Source organism: Arthrobacter sp. I3, assembly GCF_000520575.1.
GTDB lineage: Bacteria > Actinomycetota > Actinomycetes > Actinomycetales > Micrococcaceae > Arthrobacter > Arthrobacter humicola_A.
This window is the reverse complement of record NZ_KI914954.1, coordinates 112,316-126,680: the sequence shown is the minus strand read 5'-3', so window position 1 is coordinate 126,680 and position 14,365 is coordinate 112,316. Positions and strand designations below refer to the sequence as shown.

12 protein-coding genes and 1 pseudogene are annotated in these 14,365 nt (G+C 65.6%); 8 read left to right on the top strand and 5 right to left on the bottom strand.

The features are described from left to right. Positions 1 to 454: 454 nt before the first annotated feature. The 3 genes and pseudogenes from Y706_RS30435 to Y706_RS0119370 all read left to right on the top strand — a co-directional run. Positions 455 to 712: pseudogene (locus Y706_RS30435) on the top strand (endonuclease); the annotation flags it as partial. A gap of 98 nt (positions 713 to 810) precedes the next feature. Further along, positions 811 to 2,304 carry an HNH endonuclease signature motif containing protein gene (locus Y706_RS26540; RefSeq protein ID WP_253906844.1) on the top strand — a complete coding sequence of 498 codons (1,494 nt, stop codon included), beginning with the start codon at positions 811 to 813 and terminating at the stop codon, positions 2,302 to 2,304. A gap of 142 nt (positions 2,305 to 2,446) precedes the next feature. Beyond that, positions 2,447 to 2,965 carry a DUF2087 domain-containing protein gene (locus Y706_RS0119370; protein ID WP_028277895.1) on the top strand — a complete coding sequence of 173 codons (519 nt, stop codon included), beginning with the start codon at positions 2,447 to 2,449 and terminating at the stop codon, positions 2,963 to 2,965. A gap of 139 nt (positions 2,966 to 3,104) precedes the next feature. On the opposite strand, the gene Y706_RS0119365 is transcribed toward Y706_RS0119370, so the two are convergent. Continuing rightward, entirely contained in the window at positions 3,105 to 3,410 is a 306-nt protein-coding gene (locus Y706_RS0119365; protein ID WP_028277894.1) for a hypothetical protein, read from the bottom strand. A gap of 293 nt (positions 3,411 to 3,703) precedes the next feature. Here Y706_RS0119365 and Y706_RS0119360 point away from each other — a divergent pair, with 293 nt between their 5' ends. From Y706_RS0119360 to Y706_RS0119350, 3 genes are all read left to right on the top strand, one after another. Next, positions 3,704 to 5,206 carry a phospholipase D family protein gene (locus Y706_RS0119360; RefSeq protein ID WP_253906843.1) on the top strand — a complete coding sequence of 501 codons (1,503 nt, stop codon included), beginning with the start codon at positions 3,704 to 3,706 and terminating at the stop codon, positions 5,204 to 5,206. Positions 5,207 to 5,325: 119 nt separating this feature from the next. After that, positions 5,326 to 5,826 carry a nuclear transport factor 2 family protein gene (locus Y706_RS0119355; RefSeq protein WP_253906842.1) on the top strand — a complete coding sequence of 167 codons (501 nt, stop codon included), beginning with the start codon at positions 5,326 to 5,328 and terminating at the stop codon, positions 5,824 to 5,826. A 235-nt stretch (positions 5,827 to 6,061) separates the two neighbouring features. Beyond that, positions 6,062 to 6,877 (top strand): SDR family oxidoreductase, encoded by an 816-nt coding sequence (locus Y706_RS0119350; RefSeq protein WP_253906841.1) that lies wholly within the window; start codon positions 6,062 to 6,064, stop codon positions 6,875 to 6,877. Positions 6,878 to 6,962: 85 nt separating this feature from the next. On the opposite strand, the gene Y706_RS0119345 is transcribed toward Y706_RS0119350, so the two are convergent. Together Y706_RS0119345 and Y706_RS0119340 are read right to left on the bottom strand one after the other, a co-directional pair. Next, positions 6,963 to 7,823 (bottom strand): 3-hydroxyacyl-CoA dehydrogenase, encoded by an 861-nt coding sequence (locus Y706_RS0119345; RefSeq protein ID WP_028277890.1) that lies wholly within the window; start codon positions 7,821 to 7,823, stop codon positions 6,963 to 6,965. Between the two features lie 25 nt (positions 7,824 to 7,848). Continuing rightward, a complete protein-coding gene (locus Y706_RS0119340) occupies positions 7,849 to 8,481 on the bottom strand; it encodes a TetR/AcrR family transcriptional regulator (RefSeq protein ID WP_028277889.1) in 633 nt (210 codons plus the stop codon). Between the two features lie 69 nt (positions 8,482 to 8,550). Here Y706_RS0119340 and Y706_RS30430 point away from each other — a divergent pair, with 69 nt between their 5' ends. Together Y706_RS30430 and Y706_RS0119330 are read left to right on the top strand one after the other, a co-directional pair. After that, positions 8,551 to 10,959 (top strand): alpha/beta fold hydrolase, encoded by a 2,409-nt coding sequence (locus Y706_RS30430; RefSeq protein ID WP_084476262.1) that lies wholly within the window; start codon positions 8,551 to 8,553, stop codon positions 10,957 to 10,959. Positions 10,960 to 11,210: 251 nt separating this feature from the next. Further along, positions 11,211 to 11,837 (top strand): hypothetical protein, encoded by a 627-nt coding sequence (locus Y706_RS0119330; protein ID WP_216699151.1) that lies wholly within the window; start codon positions 11,211 to 11,213, stop codon positions 11,835 to 11,837. 449 nt (positions 11,838 to 12,286) lie between these two features. On the opposite strand, the gene Y706_RS0119325 is transcribed toward Y706_RS0119330, so the two are convergent. Next, positions 12,287 to 12,712: an acyl-CoA thioesterase gene (locus tag Y706_RS0119325; protein ID WP_028277887.1), complete on the bottom strand. Its 426-nt coding sequence runs from the start codon at positions 12,710 to 12,712 to the stop codon at positions 12,287 to 12,289. A gap of 626 nt (positions 12,713 to 13,338) precedes the next feature. Then, on the bottom strand, positions 13,339 to 14,313 hold the full coding sequence (gene nrdF / locus Y706_RS0119315) for a class 1b ribonucleoside-diphosphate reductase subunit beta (protein WP_018773326.1): 975 nt from the start codon (positions 14,311 to 14,313) through the stop codon (positions 13,339 to 13,341). Positions 14,314 to 14,365 lie beyond the last annotated feature (52 nt).

Here is a 14,365-nt window from a genome sequence, read left to right as displayed (position 1 = left end):
CGGCGCCACCCGTCACGCTCAATGCCAGGGCCGCCGTGACAGCCACCAGCCCCCGTGTCATATATGCCATGATCGCTCCCGAGTCCGTGTTACACGTATTGACATTACTTGTCACGCTACTACGCAGGCGTGCGACACTCAACACTCGCGCCGATGGCATTGGATGCTCTACCGGCAGCTGTCAGAAGTGGACTGTCGTGTGGCTGCAAGACCGGTCTCATCAAAAACTGTCGGTGGCTCCTGAGATGATCTGAGTGTGGAGAGCAGGACAGCGTTGAGCGCGGAGAGCGGTGCGGCGATAGAAGCCGTCGCCGCCTCTGTTGCCGCGCTGGCTGCCTTGGCCGGATCGGCCGCTAGCGACGCCAATCCTGCGGTCGTCGATTCTTCGCCGGACGCGGATCCGCTGCGGCGGCTGGCGGACGGTTGCCTGGACGGGCTCGCCGAGGTCGCCCGGATGGAGGCCCGGACCGCGGCGCTGAGGGTGCGGCTGGCCGCCGACTACGCGCACGCAACCAGGTTCCTGGCGCCGCCGGCGCCGTCCCCGCGGGACCGCGCCGCCCAAGCGATGGCACTGGTGGCCGAGGTCGCCTGTGTCCTGACCGTCAGCGAACGCACCGCCGCAGCCCTCCTCGCCGAAGCCCGGGCCCTGACGACGGCGCTGCCGCTGACCCTGGCCGCCCTTGAGTCCGGGGCGATCTCCTGGGCCCACGCCCGGATCATCGTGGACGAAACCAGCAGCCTGGATGCGGCCGGGGCGGCCGGGCTCGAAGCGCACTTCCTGGACCCGGCCGCACCCAACCCGGCCCGCGGCTGCCCGGCCGGGGAGCTCGTTCCGTCCCGGTTCCGGACGACTACGCGCACGCAACGAGGCTTTTGGCGCCGCCGGCGCCGTCCCCGCGGGACCGTGCCGTCCATGAGATGGCACTGGTGGCCGAGGTCGCCTGTGTCCTGACGGTCAGCGAACGCACCGCCGCGGCCCTCCTCGCCGAAGCCCGGGCCCTGACGACGGCGCTGCCGCTGACCCTGGCAGCCCTTGAGTCCGGGGCGATCTCCTGGGCCCACGCCCGGATCATCGTGGACGAAACCAGCAGCCTGGATGCGGCCGGTACGGCCACGCTCGAGGCACATTTCCTGGACCCAGGTGCGCCGAACCCGGCCCGTGGCTGCCCGGCCGGGGAGCTCGTTCCGTCCCGGTTCCGGGCCAAGGCCCGCGCCTGGCGCGAACGCCACCACCCCGCCAGCATCGAGGAACGCCACACCAGGAGCGCCGCGGACCGGCGGGTCGAGTTCGTCCCGGACCGGGACGGCATGGCCTGGCTCTCCGCCCACCTTCCGGCCGACACCGCCGCCGGGATCTGGGACCGGACCACCGCTGCCGCCCGCGCTCTCCAGGGCCCGGACGAGTCACGGACCCTCGCCCAGCTCCGCGCCGACATCACCGCCACCTGGCTCCTCACCAACGGCAGCCAAAGCACCGGCGGAACGGCCGACGGCGGCACGGGGGCGTGCTGCGGCATCACCGGTGGAACGGCAGACGGCGGCAGCGGCGCCGGCACCGGCACGGGGGTGGGAGCTCATGCGGGGGCGTTTGTTCCGGTCCCGCGGGCGCAGGTCCTGGTCACCGTCCCGGTCCTGTCCCTGCTCGGCGCCACAGACGAACCGGCCGTCCTGGACGGGTACGGCCCGATCCCGCCCTCGATGGCCCGCCGCCTGATCGCCGACGGCGCCGGTTCCTTCCACCGGGTCCTGACCGACCCCCGGGACGGCGCCCCGCTGGAAATCGGCCGGACCAGCTACCGCCTGACGGCGGCCCAGCGCCACTGGCTCCGGCTCCGCGACGGCCGGTGCCCCTTCCCCGGCTGCGGCAACCACTCCCTGGACAACGAGGCAGACCACCTCCTGGCCTGGGCCGACGGCGGCACCACCGGCATCTCGAACCTCGGCCAGCCCTGCCCGAAACACCACCGGCTCAAACACGCCTCCGCCTGGACACCGGACCGGGCCAGCAAAGACCACCCGCCCGGCTGGACCTCCCCATCCGGACGCTACTATCCCAGCGAACACCAGGACTGGGAACCACCCCACTGGCCCGAGGACTGGCTGCCCCACATCCAGGCCACGGACACACGCCCGGAACCCGACCCCGACACAGGCCCCGATCAAGGCCAGCCCGCGGATCCGGACGCAGGCCTGCCCCCGGACCCGTTCCCGGACTGGCACCAATTCACCGCCGGGCACCCATTCACGGCCGGACACCAATTTCCCGACGCAGTGCCGGAATACCGCCTACTTCAACCCACATGAAAAGCCAACCGTCAATGTCCGGGCCATCAGCCTGCCGTCTGTAGGCCCTGTCCGCCACACCCGCGCAGGACTACGATTTTGCCTGTTGACCAATTGCCGTGACCAGCACAGGCGGGGGCAAATGCAGAGTGAGGAAAACGCTGTGACGGTAACGACGATGGTGAGTGGACCGCACTGGCGGCGTGTAGTGGCAGCCCTCGCTAACACGGACGCTCGGACCGCCTACGCCCAAATAGTGCTCGGCGCCAAGCTCCCCGACGTGCTTGCTGACCTGAATGACCACCGGCGAAACCGGGCTATCGCTGCCCTCCTTGAGTCAGGACTCGTGGAACGCAATGCCGCCAGTGACCTTGAGGCACCCGAGGCGATCTTCCGCGACCTCCTCAGGCAGCAACCCCGGCGGCAGCCGCAGACCGGATTGGCCCGCTTCATGCGCTTGGGGAGGATCGAGAGGTATCCAGCCAACATGACGGAACGGCGGGAGCTCCTGGCCTGGATCGTCAGCGAAGCTATAGAGCCGGGCGAACACCTAACGGAAAAGCAGGTTAATGAACGACTGCTCAGTTATAGCGATGACGTCGTAATGCTGCGCCGCTACATGATCGACTTCGGACTCTTGGAACGGACGGCCTCGGGTTCCTCATACTCCCGGCAGGCATAACGCGGGCTCCAGGCAGGCATTAGGTGGGCTTTGAACTCGACGCTCTTTTAGCGCCCAAACCTGCCCGAGAGCCAACATTGGCACCCACGGGATGCAGCGGTTTCTTGTTCCACCGCGAGTCGAGCAGGATTCTCAGCGGTCAGCCCGCGCCCTGCCCCTCGCGGGCCACTTCTTCCAGAATCCTGGCTGTCGGCGCTGCCGTCATTAGCTGCCCGATCACCTCAGGTTTGTCCCACACCTGGCTGCGCAACTTTTCCAGAAAGCCGGTCGCGGCGTCCCTGGTGTCGAAATCAAGGAGCACGGCCACACTGTTCTGGTCCTCTGTGTCCCGGAACAAGCGGACTGCCCGGGCGCCGGAGGCGGCTCGGCCTGCGGGATCGGTGTCGAAGACCTTCTTAAAGGCCTCGTAGTCCCGGACCGGATAGCTAATCTGCAGGGTGAACATCGTCGTTCCTTTCCCTCGGGCTATGTCAGGACCACGATAGGCCGTCCAGCGTCATCCCGGTAGGGCCGGAGAGCGGGTTTGATCCGGTGCTTACGACCCGGTCGGTGACATTAGGCATCACAGTCGCTACGTTGAAGACCGGACACTAGTGCCCTGGGTTCGGGCGCCGAAAGAAGGACTGAGTGGACAGTGATGCTGGTACGTGGTTTCTGAGCCGCGCTGAGCGGGGAAATTTGGCCACAGACGTACACGCGGGCGGTGCCGGATCGCCGCCGTGGTCGGAGGGCAATCTCGTGCGGCCCCTGGTTCATGGTGCGACCTACTTCGCCCGGCTGCATGAGGAGTTGACGGCGCTCCAGGCGGGAGACCGCGTGTGGTTCACCGACTGGCGTGGCGACGCCGACGAGCGGCTGCTGGCGGACGGACCGTCGATCGGCGAGGTGCTCGCGGGCTTGGCCGGTGAGGGAGTGGAAGTGCGGGGGCTTGTCTGGAGATCCCATGGAGAGCGCGTATCGGCCCCGATCAGCGGCCGTTCCAATGAGCTCCTAAGCCGTCAGGTCAACGACGCCGGCGGAGAGGTGCTGCTGGATCAGCGTGTACGCGTGTTCGGCTCCCATCATCAGAAGCTCTTCGTCATTCGCCGTCGTGACAATCCGTCGCTGGATGTCGCGTTCGTTGGCGGGATCGACCTTTCCCACAGCCGTCGGGACGACGCCGACCACGCGGGAGACCCGCAAGCGGTGAGCATGGATTCCCGGTACGGGGAACGACCCCCGTGGCACGATGCCGCCCTCGAACTGCGTGGCCCCGTGGTGGCAGATGTCCTGGCCGTGTTTGCTGAACGGTGGAACGATCCCCATCCCCTGGACCGGCGCACCCCCTACCGGATGCTGCTGCAACGTCTGGCCCGAATGCCCCGGCACCCCGAACCGCTCCCGGCCATTGCTCCGCCGCCACCACCGGCGGGTCCTCATTCCGTGCAGCTGCTGCGCACTTACGGCGTTAGGCGTCCCCCGTTTCCGTTCGCGCCTGTTGGGGAGCGCAGCATTGCCCGCGCCTACACGAAAGCTTTCGCCCGCGCCCGCTCGCTAATCTACGTCGAGGACCAGTACCTGTGGTCGAAAGAGGTCGCAGCCGGAATCGCGGAGGCCCTCGACCGGAATCCCGACCTGAAGGTGATCGCCGTCGTACCCCGTTACCCCGACGCTGACGGGCCTCTCGCAGGGCCGGCGGCCCGGATCGGGCAACTGCATGCCATCAGCATGCTGCATAGGGTTGCGCCCAACAGGGTCGGCGTGTTCGACCTGGAGAACCGCGCGGGAACTCCGATCTATGTCCACGCCAAGATCTGCATCATCGACGACACCTGGTTCACCTGCGGCTCAGACAACTTCAACCGCCGGTCCTGGACCAACGACAGCGAGCTCACCTGCGCCGTACTCGACACGACTGTCGACAACCGGGAGGCGTCCGGCACAGACAACAGCCGCGACACTTTCCGGCCTTTGGCCCACGAGCTCCGGCTCCAACTCTGGGCCGAACACCTGGGCCTGGAGCAGAACGATCCCCAGCTCGTCGACCCGGCGGCCGGGCTCAAACTTTGGAACACCACCGCGGACGCTCTCGACCGCTGGCATGAAGCCGGCCGCCGTTCCACCCGCCCCGCCGGACACGCGCGCCACCACACTCCAGAGCCGGTGTCGGCCCGCCAACGCCTCTGGGCAGATCCGATGAGCCGTCTTCTCATGGATCCAGACGGCCGCCCGCGCCGACTGCGCGGCACTACCCAGTTCTAGACAAGACGCTGACGGCCGCGAACCAGCAGAACGCCTGAACGACTCCGGGGACTGTAGCCCCGCCACGCCGCTGAAACGACGGTGAGCACCACGCCGCAGCGGCAGTCTTCCTCGACGTCGTGACTTCTGTACTCAACGGATATAACCTGACCGGCGACGATCCGGTCCAAATTGAACCGCGTTCTCCGCCTCATCGATGTGCAGAGCTTGAAGATTTCAATCTTAAGGAGGAGCTGCCGATGTCCACGCTGAGCAAGGCTGCGCCAGACGTACTCCAGCGCTACTACCGGATCCTGGCCGCCGGCATAGATGCGTTCGACCCCGACGGCGAGCTTCGCACTTTGCTAATCGACGACCTCGAATTTGAAGGTCCGATCGCAGGGAAGCGCACAGGGGCCGCCGGATTCTGCCAAGGCGTAAAGGGCTTCATCGCCACGGTGTCGGACCTCGAGATCATCCAAGAGGTCCACGGCGCAGATGGCTCCGCGATACTCTACGACGCCCGCATGCCGGCCGGGTTTGTCAGGCTCGCAGAGTTCTTCCGCTTCGACAACGGCAAGATCTCGACACTCCGGATTCACTACGATCCCGCCGACTACGTACGACAAGGCGGCCGCTGATCTACCTCCCCGCCCGAGGCAGACGCCGGCGTCGCGGAATGATTCAGTCTAAATCCGTCCGCGGAGTCCCGACAGACCCCCGATAATTGCCCCGATGCGATGGAACAGCGCCGCTTGGGAACCACCCGGCGGACAACCACCTCGGAACTTTCACCACGCCTGCGCTCTTGCTCTCCCCGGCCGCTGCGCGTATGAGAGAAGCATGGGTTCGCGACGAGATGTCCTCCGCGGTCGCGTGGCAGTCGTGACTGGCTCGACGCGCGGCCTGGGGTTGGCCATGGCCCGGTTGCTGGGGCATCAGGGTGCGACGGTGGTGCTGGCGTCCAGGTCGGACGCCGACGTCGAGGCCGCCGTCGAGCGGCTGCACGCGGAAGGGATCACGGCGTCCGGGCGTCAGTGCGACACCGGTGAACTGGCCGACGTCGAGGCCCTGCGCGACGAGGCCCTTAGCCGCGGGACGCTCGACATCTGGGTCAACAACGCCGGAGCTTCCGGTGTCTTCGGGCCGACGGCGTCCACGCCGGTCGAGGACTTCACACAAGTGGTGCGCACGAACATCCTCGGCACGTTCCACGGGTCGAGGGTGGCGTTGCCGGTGTTCATCGGCCAAGGTCGCGGCGACCTCGTCAACGTGTACGGCCACGGCGACCAGGGGCCGGTGGCGCTGCAGAACGCGTATGCGTCAAGCAAGCGTTGGGTCCGGCAGTTCACCGAGACGTTGCGGGTGGAGACCAAGGGCACCGGCGTCCGGGTGCATGGCATGAATCCGGGCCTGGTGATCACGGACATGCTGGGGCACGTCACGTCCCAGCCCGGGTACGAGCATCGACTGAGCGGGCTGCAGGTCGTCGTCGGGCTGTGGGGGCAGACCCCTGACGACGCGGCGCGCCCGCTCCTGGACCTCGTAACGTCGGACACCGCCGAGTTCCGGTATCTGACCAAGACGACCATGGTGACCCGCGGGGTGCGCAACCTGCTGGCCGGACGCCTCCGTCGCGCCAGGCGCATGCCTCTGGACGTCACCGTCCTGGACTCGAACCGCCAGGGCTGACCGGGTCCGTGTAAAAAGCGGTTCCGCAGCCACTCCCCCTCCGCTGGACCGTCCGTCAGCACCGTCCGTCAGCCCATGCGAAGACCTAGTAGGTATAGAAACCCTCGCCCGTCTCGACGCCGAGCTTGCCATGGTCGATGTAGTTGGCCTTGAGGTACCGAGCGAAGGCTTGAGATCCGGGGTCTGGCGATGAGGCGGCAATGTTGTAGGCGGTTCCCAGCCCGACGACGTCGTAGATCTGGAACGGACCGCTCGGCGCTCCGGTGGCAATGCGCCACGTCTTGTCGATCGTTTCCGGGCTGGCGACGCCTTGCAGCAGCAGGCCGGCGGCCGCGTTCAGGAGCGGGACCAGCAGGGAGTTCAGCACGTAGCCGGCCTTCTCCTTCCTGATCTCGATCGGCTCCAGCCCGCTGTTTCGCGCGAAGTCGACGACGGCGTCGAAGACTGCGGGATCGGTTTCGGCGGTGCCCATCACCTCGGCGATGTTCTGCGCCCAGATGTTGTTGGCGTAATGGATGGCGAGGAAGCGGTCGGGGCGGCCCGTGGAATCTTTAAGATCACTGGGCAGCAAAGTTGATGAGTTCGTGGCGAAGATGGTCTTGGCGGGGGCCAGATCTGCGAGCGTGCGGTAGACGTCCCGCTTCACCTCGAGCAGCTCAGGAACGGCCTCGATCACGAGGTCTGCATCGGCGACGGCGTCCCCGAGGTTGGCGGTGAGGCGGAGGTTTTCAAGAGCTGCCTCGGCTTTGCTCTCTCCGGCACCGCCGACGTTGGCCGCCCGATAGATGCCGACAAGCCGGGCGAAGCGCGCCCGGGCCTTCTCCAGGGCGTCGCCGTCGACGTCGTAGGCGGTGACAGCGAGTCCGTGGAAGGCGGCCTGATAGGCGATCTGGGAACCGAGCACTCCGGTGCCGAGCACGGTCAGGGTCTTGATCTCGTGGGGCATGCGGGTTCTTCCTTTCCACCCGGCGCTAGGAACGGCCGGGGTTGACGGACCCGTAGATACTGCGGATCCAGATGGTGGATAACACGTCCAGGGCATGGGACTCCGCGATCGCGGGAATCTCCCGGTTGAGGACGGCGGTGATCACCCGCTCGTTCATGAGATTGAGGCTTACGGCCAGGTCATGGGCGTCGATGCCGTCCGGCGCAGCACCTCGGGCTTGCTCGGACGCGATGACGTCGCTCGAGAAATCGACCCAGGACTGCATCGATTTGGACCAGAGGGTGCGCACCTCGTCGTTGCGGGTCCGCGCTGCAATCGCCGCGGTGGCGACGCCGCGATGGGCCACGAACACCTCAACGAACATGCCAATGGAGCGCGTCCAGGCTCCCGCGGGGTCACTTTCGAAATTTCGCGGCAACTCGCTGACCCGGTGTTCCACCTCGGAGATCACCCGGTCCAGAAGGGCCAGCAGCATCTCATCCTTGGACGAGAAGTAGAAGTAGAAGGTGGGGCGCGAGATGCCGGCGCCGCGGGCCAGCTCCTCGATCGAAACGTCGTCGAAGGACCGCTCGCCAAGGAGCGCCTCGGCGGTGGTGAGGATCGCGTCCTGGCGTTCATCCCCCGAGACCCGTGCTGTACGTCTTCCACGTGGAGCCATGCGCCCATCCTAACGCGAGGTATCAACACGGTGTTGACTCTCTCGACTTTAAGTCGATAGCGTGGCGTGATGAGCGCGCACGTGGATGTGTTGATTGTCGGAGCCGGGCTGAGCGGCATAGGTTTCGCGAGCCGGCTGAAACGCGAAACACCAGGAAAGACGTTCGCGATCCTGGAGTCCCGGGGCACGGTGGGCGGCACCTGGGATCTCTTCCGATACCCGGGCGTCCGCTCCGACAGCGACATGTACACCCTCGGCTATTCCTTCCGGCCCTGGGCCGGTGCCAAGGCGATTGCCGACGGCGATGCGATCCGCGACTACATCGAGGCGACCATTGCGGACGAGGGCCTGTCCCCGCAGATCCGGCTGAACACCCGGGTGGTCTCTGCCGACTGGTCCAGCGACACCGCGCTGTGGACGGTGACGGCCGTCCGCACATCCGAGGGCGAATACCGGCACGGCGACCCGGGACCCGGCACCGCCGAGGCGGTCACGTACACATGCTCTTTCCTGTCTGTGTGCTCGGGCTATTACCGCTATGACGAGGGGTTCACCCCTGCCATTGACGGCGCCGACACCTTCACCGGATCGATCGTCCACCCGCAGCACTGGCCGGCCGACCTCGATTACGAGGGCAAGCAGGTGGTGATCATCGGCAGCGGGGCCACCGCGGTGACACTTGTGCCGTCCATGGCGAAGGCGGCCGCGAAGGTGACGATGCTGCAGCGCTCCCCCACGTACATCGCCCCCGTGCCGTCCCGCGACCACCTGGCCGACCGCCTCCGGGGCAAGCTGCCCGCGCAACTGGCGTACGACGTCGTCCGGGTCAAGAACATTCTCTTTTCGATGTTCACGTACCAGCTCAGCCGACGGCGGCCGGAGACCATGAAAGCGATCCTGCGCAAATCTGCGGTCGCCAAGCTGCCGCAGGGCTTTGCGGTGGACACGCACCTGGCGCCGTCGTATCAGCCGTGGGACCAGCGGGTCTGCGCGATCCCCAACGGGGACCTCTACCGCGCGATCAGCGCAGGCACTGCCGACATCGTCACCGACAGGATCTCCCGGATCACGCCGGACGGGATTGACCTGGTCTCGGGCGGGTCGATCCCGGCCGAGGTCATCGTCACGGCGACGGGATTGAATCTGCTGGTGATTGGCGGGATGGCGCTCACCGTCGACGGCGATCCCGTGGACGTGGGCAAGACCCTGACCTACAAGGGCATGATGCTCGACGGCGTGCCCAACTTTGCGCTCACCATCGGGTACACCAATGCATCGTGGACCCTGAAGGCGGATCTGGTCGCAGGCTACGTCTGCCGGCTGCTGAAGCACCTTGACCGGCGGGGACTGCATTGGGTGGTGCCCGCGGCGCCTGCCGATGTCGCCAACGGTGAGCTGTCCACCCTGATTGACCTGAAGGCCGGCTACATTTTCCGCGGGGCCGATCAGCTGCCCCGGCAGGGTGCCGGTTCACCGTGGCGGCTGCACCAGAACTACTTCCGAGACTTCGCCCTCCTGAGGGCCGGCAGGTTGACCGACCGGGTCCGTTTCGGTCGGCGCGGACAACGGGTCCGGGCGTCCGGTGGGGCGCAACTTGTGCGCCGGGATCCCCTGGCGCTCCCGGGAACGGGATACGTCGACGTCGCAGGCACGCGGTTGCGCTACCGGAAGACCGGCAGCGGCGACCCCGTGCTGGTCCTGCACGGGATCGGCCAGAGCCTGGAGGACTGGAACGGGCAGCACGAGCGGCTCTCGGCACGCCACGCCGTTTACAGCGTGGACCTGCCCGGATTTGCTTACTCGGAACGGCTTTCCGGGCCGGCGACGTTGGCGAAGCTGGCCGACGTCTTGCCGGCTTTCCTCGACGCCGTCGGGGTGCACGAGCCGCTCCCCGTGATGGGAAACTCGCTGGGCGGGGCCGTCGCCATGAAACTGGCTGCCGAACACCGGGACCGTGTTTCGGCGCTGGTTCTTGCGAACAGTGCCGGGTTTGGCAAGGAGGTTGCACTGGTATTGCGCCTGCTCGCGGTCGGGCCGCCCGCGGCGTTGTTGTTGCGTCCGGCTCCAGTGGCTTCGCGCCGCACCGTGCAGTCGATCTTCTACGACAAAGCACTGGTGACCGACGCCCGCGTTGACCACGCGTTCGCTTTGTCGCAGCGGGCGTCCCACCGCCAAACCCTCCTCGACGTCGCCCGCGACCTCGGAACCATCTTTGGCGTCAGGGCCGGTTGGCGGAGGGCCCTCCTCGGGGCGTTGGCCCAGTCGGAGACTCCCACGCTCGTGGTCTGGGGCGACCACGACCACATTCTCCCGTTCAGCCACCTCGAGGCGGCAGTGGCAGCGTTGCCACACGCCGAGTCGTACACATTCTCGAAGACGGGGCACATGCCGCAGATCGAACGGCCCGACGAGTTCGCCGCGGTGGTGGAGGACTTCCTGTCACGGGTGCCGGCGGGGAGGCAGGCGGCGGCCATCTGAGGCGTGTGGGCGATCGGAAGGCATAAATAACTTGCCCTGGCTGTAATTACTGGCCGCGTCCCGGAAACTTTGCTTTCAAGCGGGACATTCGGGCCGCCGTCATAAGAATTGGGGGCTACACAATGCATTCACATCGCGCCAGACTCTTCACTGCCGTCACCATCGCAGGTTCTTCCATCGGCCTCGCCCTTGCCGGCTGTGGGCCACAGCCAGGGGCTCCGGCCGCCGCTTCGACCCTTGTCGTGAGTACCATGGCAGACCGCACGGCGACGTTAACTTTCCCGCCTGCTTCCACTGCAGGACCGACGGCACCTGCCGCCAGGGCGGTACCGGCGTCGAAGGTTCCCGCCTCAGCGGCTAAGCACGGGTCTCCCGCGCTGAAGACCTTCACGTTCCCGGACGGACACATCTCGTTCGCCTATCCGGAGACGTGGACCGTGCGAACCGTGCACCCGCCCGCCGGCCTTCCCGGCGTTGAGGTCACCGTTGCTGACGGTGCGGGAAACGATCTGCTCTTCCTGGCCAACGGCGTCACTGCAGGGTGTGCTGGCGGTCCCGTGACGCGTCACGTGTTCGATCACAAGGCAGTTTCCGGAATGACGGCGGCGGACGGCAAGAAGCCCGTCTTCGGATTCGCTGTGGAATCCTCTGGTGATGGCGATGCCTACTTCATGGGGCTAACTGATCCCCGGTCGCTGAAGGAGGGCGAGGGCGTCGCATCATGGTGCAATCTCGTCTCCACCGCCACCGGCGGACTGTTCACCCGGGTTCTTTTCGGCGACCCGGGGTTCCCGAACAGGGAGGCCGCGAAAGCCTGGATGGCGACAAACCAATACACCCAACTCAAGGCCCTGCTGCTCAGCCTGAGCTACACCTGACGGTCGGACCGAGGATCGCGGTCGCTCGTACCCACGCAGGTGCGAGCGGCCCGATCACGGTCACTTCCAGGTGAGGCCGACATGCAGGCCGGTGGGCGGGGTGGTAAGACCAAGCGGCGCCGAGAGGAACTACGCGGCAGATCCGCCTCATGGGCACACAATAAATGACCTTTGAACGAAACGACCCCGCACGCGTCTGCGTGCCGGGTCGTTTCGGGTTACGAGGAGGTGTGAGACCCGAGGCTAGTTGGCGGAAATTGCCAGAAATTAATCACCGTCATTCCGTGGATTTTTCTCTAACGCTGTCGGATAACTGACCTAGTTGGCGAAGACACTTGGAGACGGCGACTCCGGCCTGTACTTAGTCACTTAAGGTCCTGTTCGTCCCTGGTTCTGAGAGTGGTTACCATTCGTCATCGATAAACGGTTCATAGACCGACCCGAAGCGCTCATGGGGCTTCTTTTTCGAAGAACAGCGCCATGACGTCGGCCGGCCAGTCCGTCGCGCGACTCGTTTCCTTGTCGACGTGGGCAACGGTCATGACGCAGCGCGACACGTTCGTTCCGCCGGAATCGACCATAGCGCACTCGATAAGCGCATCGGGCCCGCGGAACTCTCGCACGAACGACGTGATGGTGATCTCCTGATCGCCCCGAGCAGGCCGCAGAAAGTCGATCTCCATCCTCCGGACCCAGACCATGAACGGCAATGTCCCCAGCGTTTCCAGATCCCAACCGACATAGTCCCGCAGGCCCTCCATCCGGTGATCTGCGTAATAGGTCGCGTATTCCCCCGTGCTCACGTGGTTGTAGGGGTCGAGCTCGGAGAACTTGACCCGGTGCGTGCTCTTGTAAACGATCGGTACCTTCGACATTCAGCGCCCCTTCGCTTGCCACAATATTGCTCGCCGAACCCGCAAGCGAGCCGATCCGCCCCTAGCGGTTCAGGAGCCCGTATCCCCGTCTGAGGAGCCGCCCCTTCGGCCCCACGAGCCGAAAAGTGTGGGGCGGGCAGGACCGGTAGGCGACCGCACCCGACGGACGGCCACCATGGCACATGCCCCAATCAGCACGCCGATGAACACGAGGGAAAGACCGACGGTGAACCAACCGCCATGCCCAAAAAGCATCATCACAACGCCCGCCAGGGACAGGCCCTTCGCCGCGACGTCCAGATACAATGGGCCCCTCAGGTTCTCCATGCAACTAGGGTAAACCCGTCACACTCCACCAGCGCCGCCCGGCTATCGAGGCTCTGCGACGCCGCCATTCAGGCCCTCCTCGAACCGGACAGGAATGACCGCCCGTAACGGACGGCGGAGTGGAACCGGCGCGCAACTGGCCTGAGCGGTGAGCGCTTCGAGGATGAGCTTTGCCCATGAAGCGGAAGTGTTGGGGTCGCGTCCCGCAAAAACGGCCCCGCACGCGTATGCGTGCGGGGCCGCCGTCCCGGTTTATGAGCACAACAGGAGCGAGCGATGGGACAGAGAGTTGGGAGGAACTAGAAGTCCCAGTCATCATCCTCAGTATTAACAGCCTTGCCAATCACGTACGACGAACCCGAGCCCGAGAAGAAGTCGTGGTTTTCGTCAGCGTTCGGCGACAGGGCCGACAGGATGGCCGGGTTCACGTCGGTGACGGAGGCCGGGAACATGGCCTCGTAGCCCAGGTTCATCAGGGCCTTGTTGGCGTTGTAGTGCAGGAACTTCTTGACGTCCTCGGCCAGGCCGACGGAGTCGTAGAGGTCGTGCGTGTACTGGACCTCGTTCTCGTACAGCTCGAAGAGCAGCTCGAAGGTGTAGTCCTTGATCTCCTGCTTGCGCTCCTCCGACAGGCCTTCCAGGCCCTTCTGGAACTTGTAGCCGATGTAGTAGCCGTGGACGGCCTCGTCACGGATGATGAGGCGGATGAGGTCGGCCGTGTTCGTCAGCTTGGCCCGGGAGGACCAGTACATCGGCAGGTAGAAGCCCGAGTAGAACAGGAAGCTTTCCAGCAGCGTCGAGGCCACCTTGCGCTTGAGGGGGTCGTCACCCTGGTAGTAGTCCATGACGATCTGGGCCTTCTTCTGAAGGTTCTCGTTCTCGGTGGACCAGCGGAACGCCTCGTCGATCTCCTTGGTGGAGGCCAGCGTGGAGAAGATGGAGGAGTAGCTCTTGGCGTGCACGGACTCCATGAACGCGATGTTCGTGTAGACAGCCTCTTCGTGCGGGGTGAGGGCGTCCGGAATCAGCGAAACGGCGCCGACGGTGCCCTGGATGGTGTCCAGCAGGGTCAGGCCCGTGAACACGCGCATGGTGAGCTGCTGCTCGTCCGGGGTCAGCGTCGCCCACGACTGCACGTCGTTGGACAGCGGCACCTTCTCCGGCAGCCAGAAGTTGTTGACCAGGCGGTTCCAGACGTCCACGTCCTTGTCGTCCTGGATGCGGTTCCAGTTGATCGCCTCGACGTGGCTAAGCAGCTTGACCTTTTCGGTCATGTCATCCCCTAAATGTTGGGTTTAGTTCTTTGTTAAAGCGTACGACGGCGGG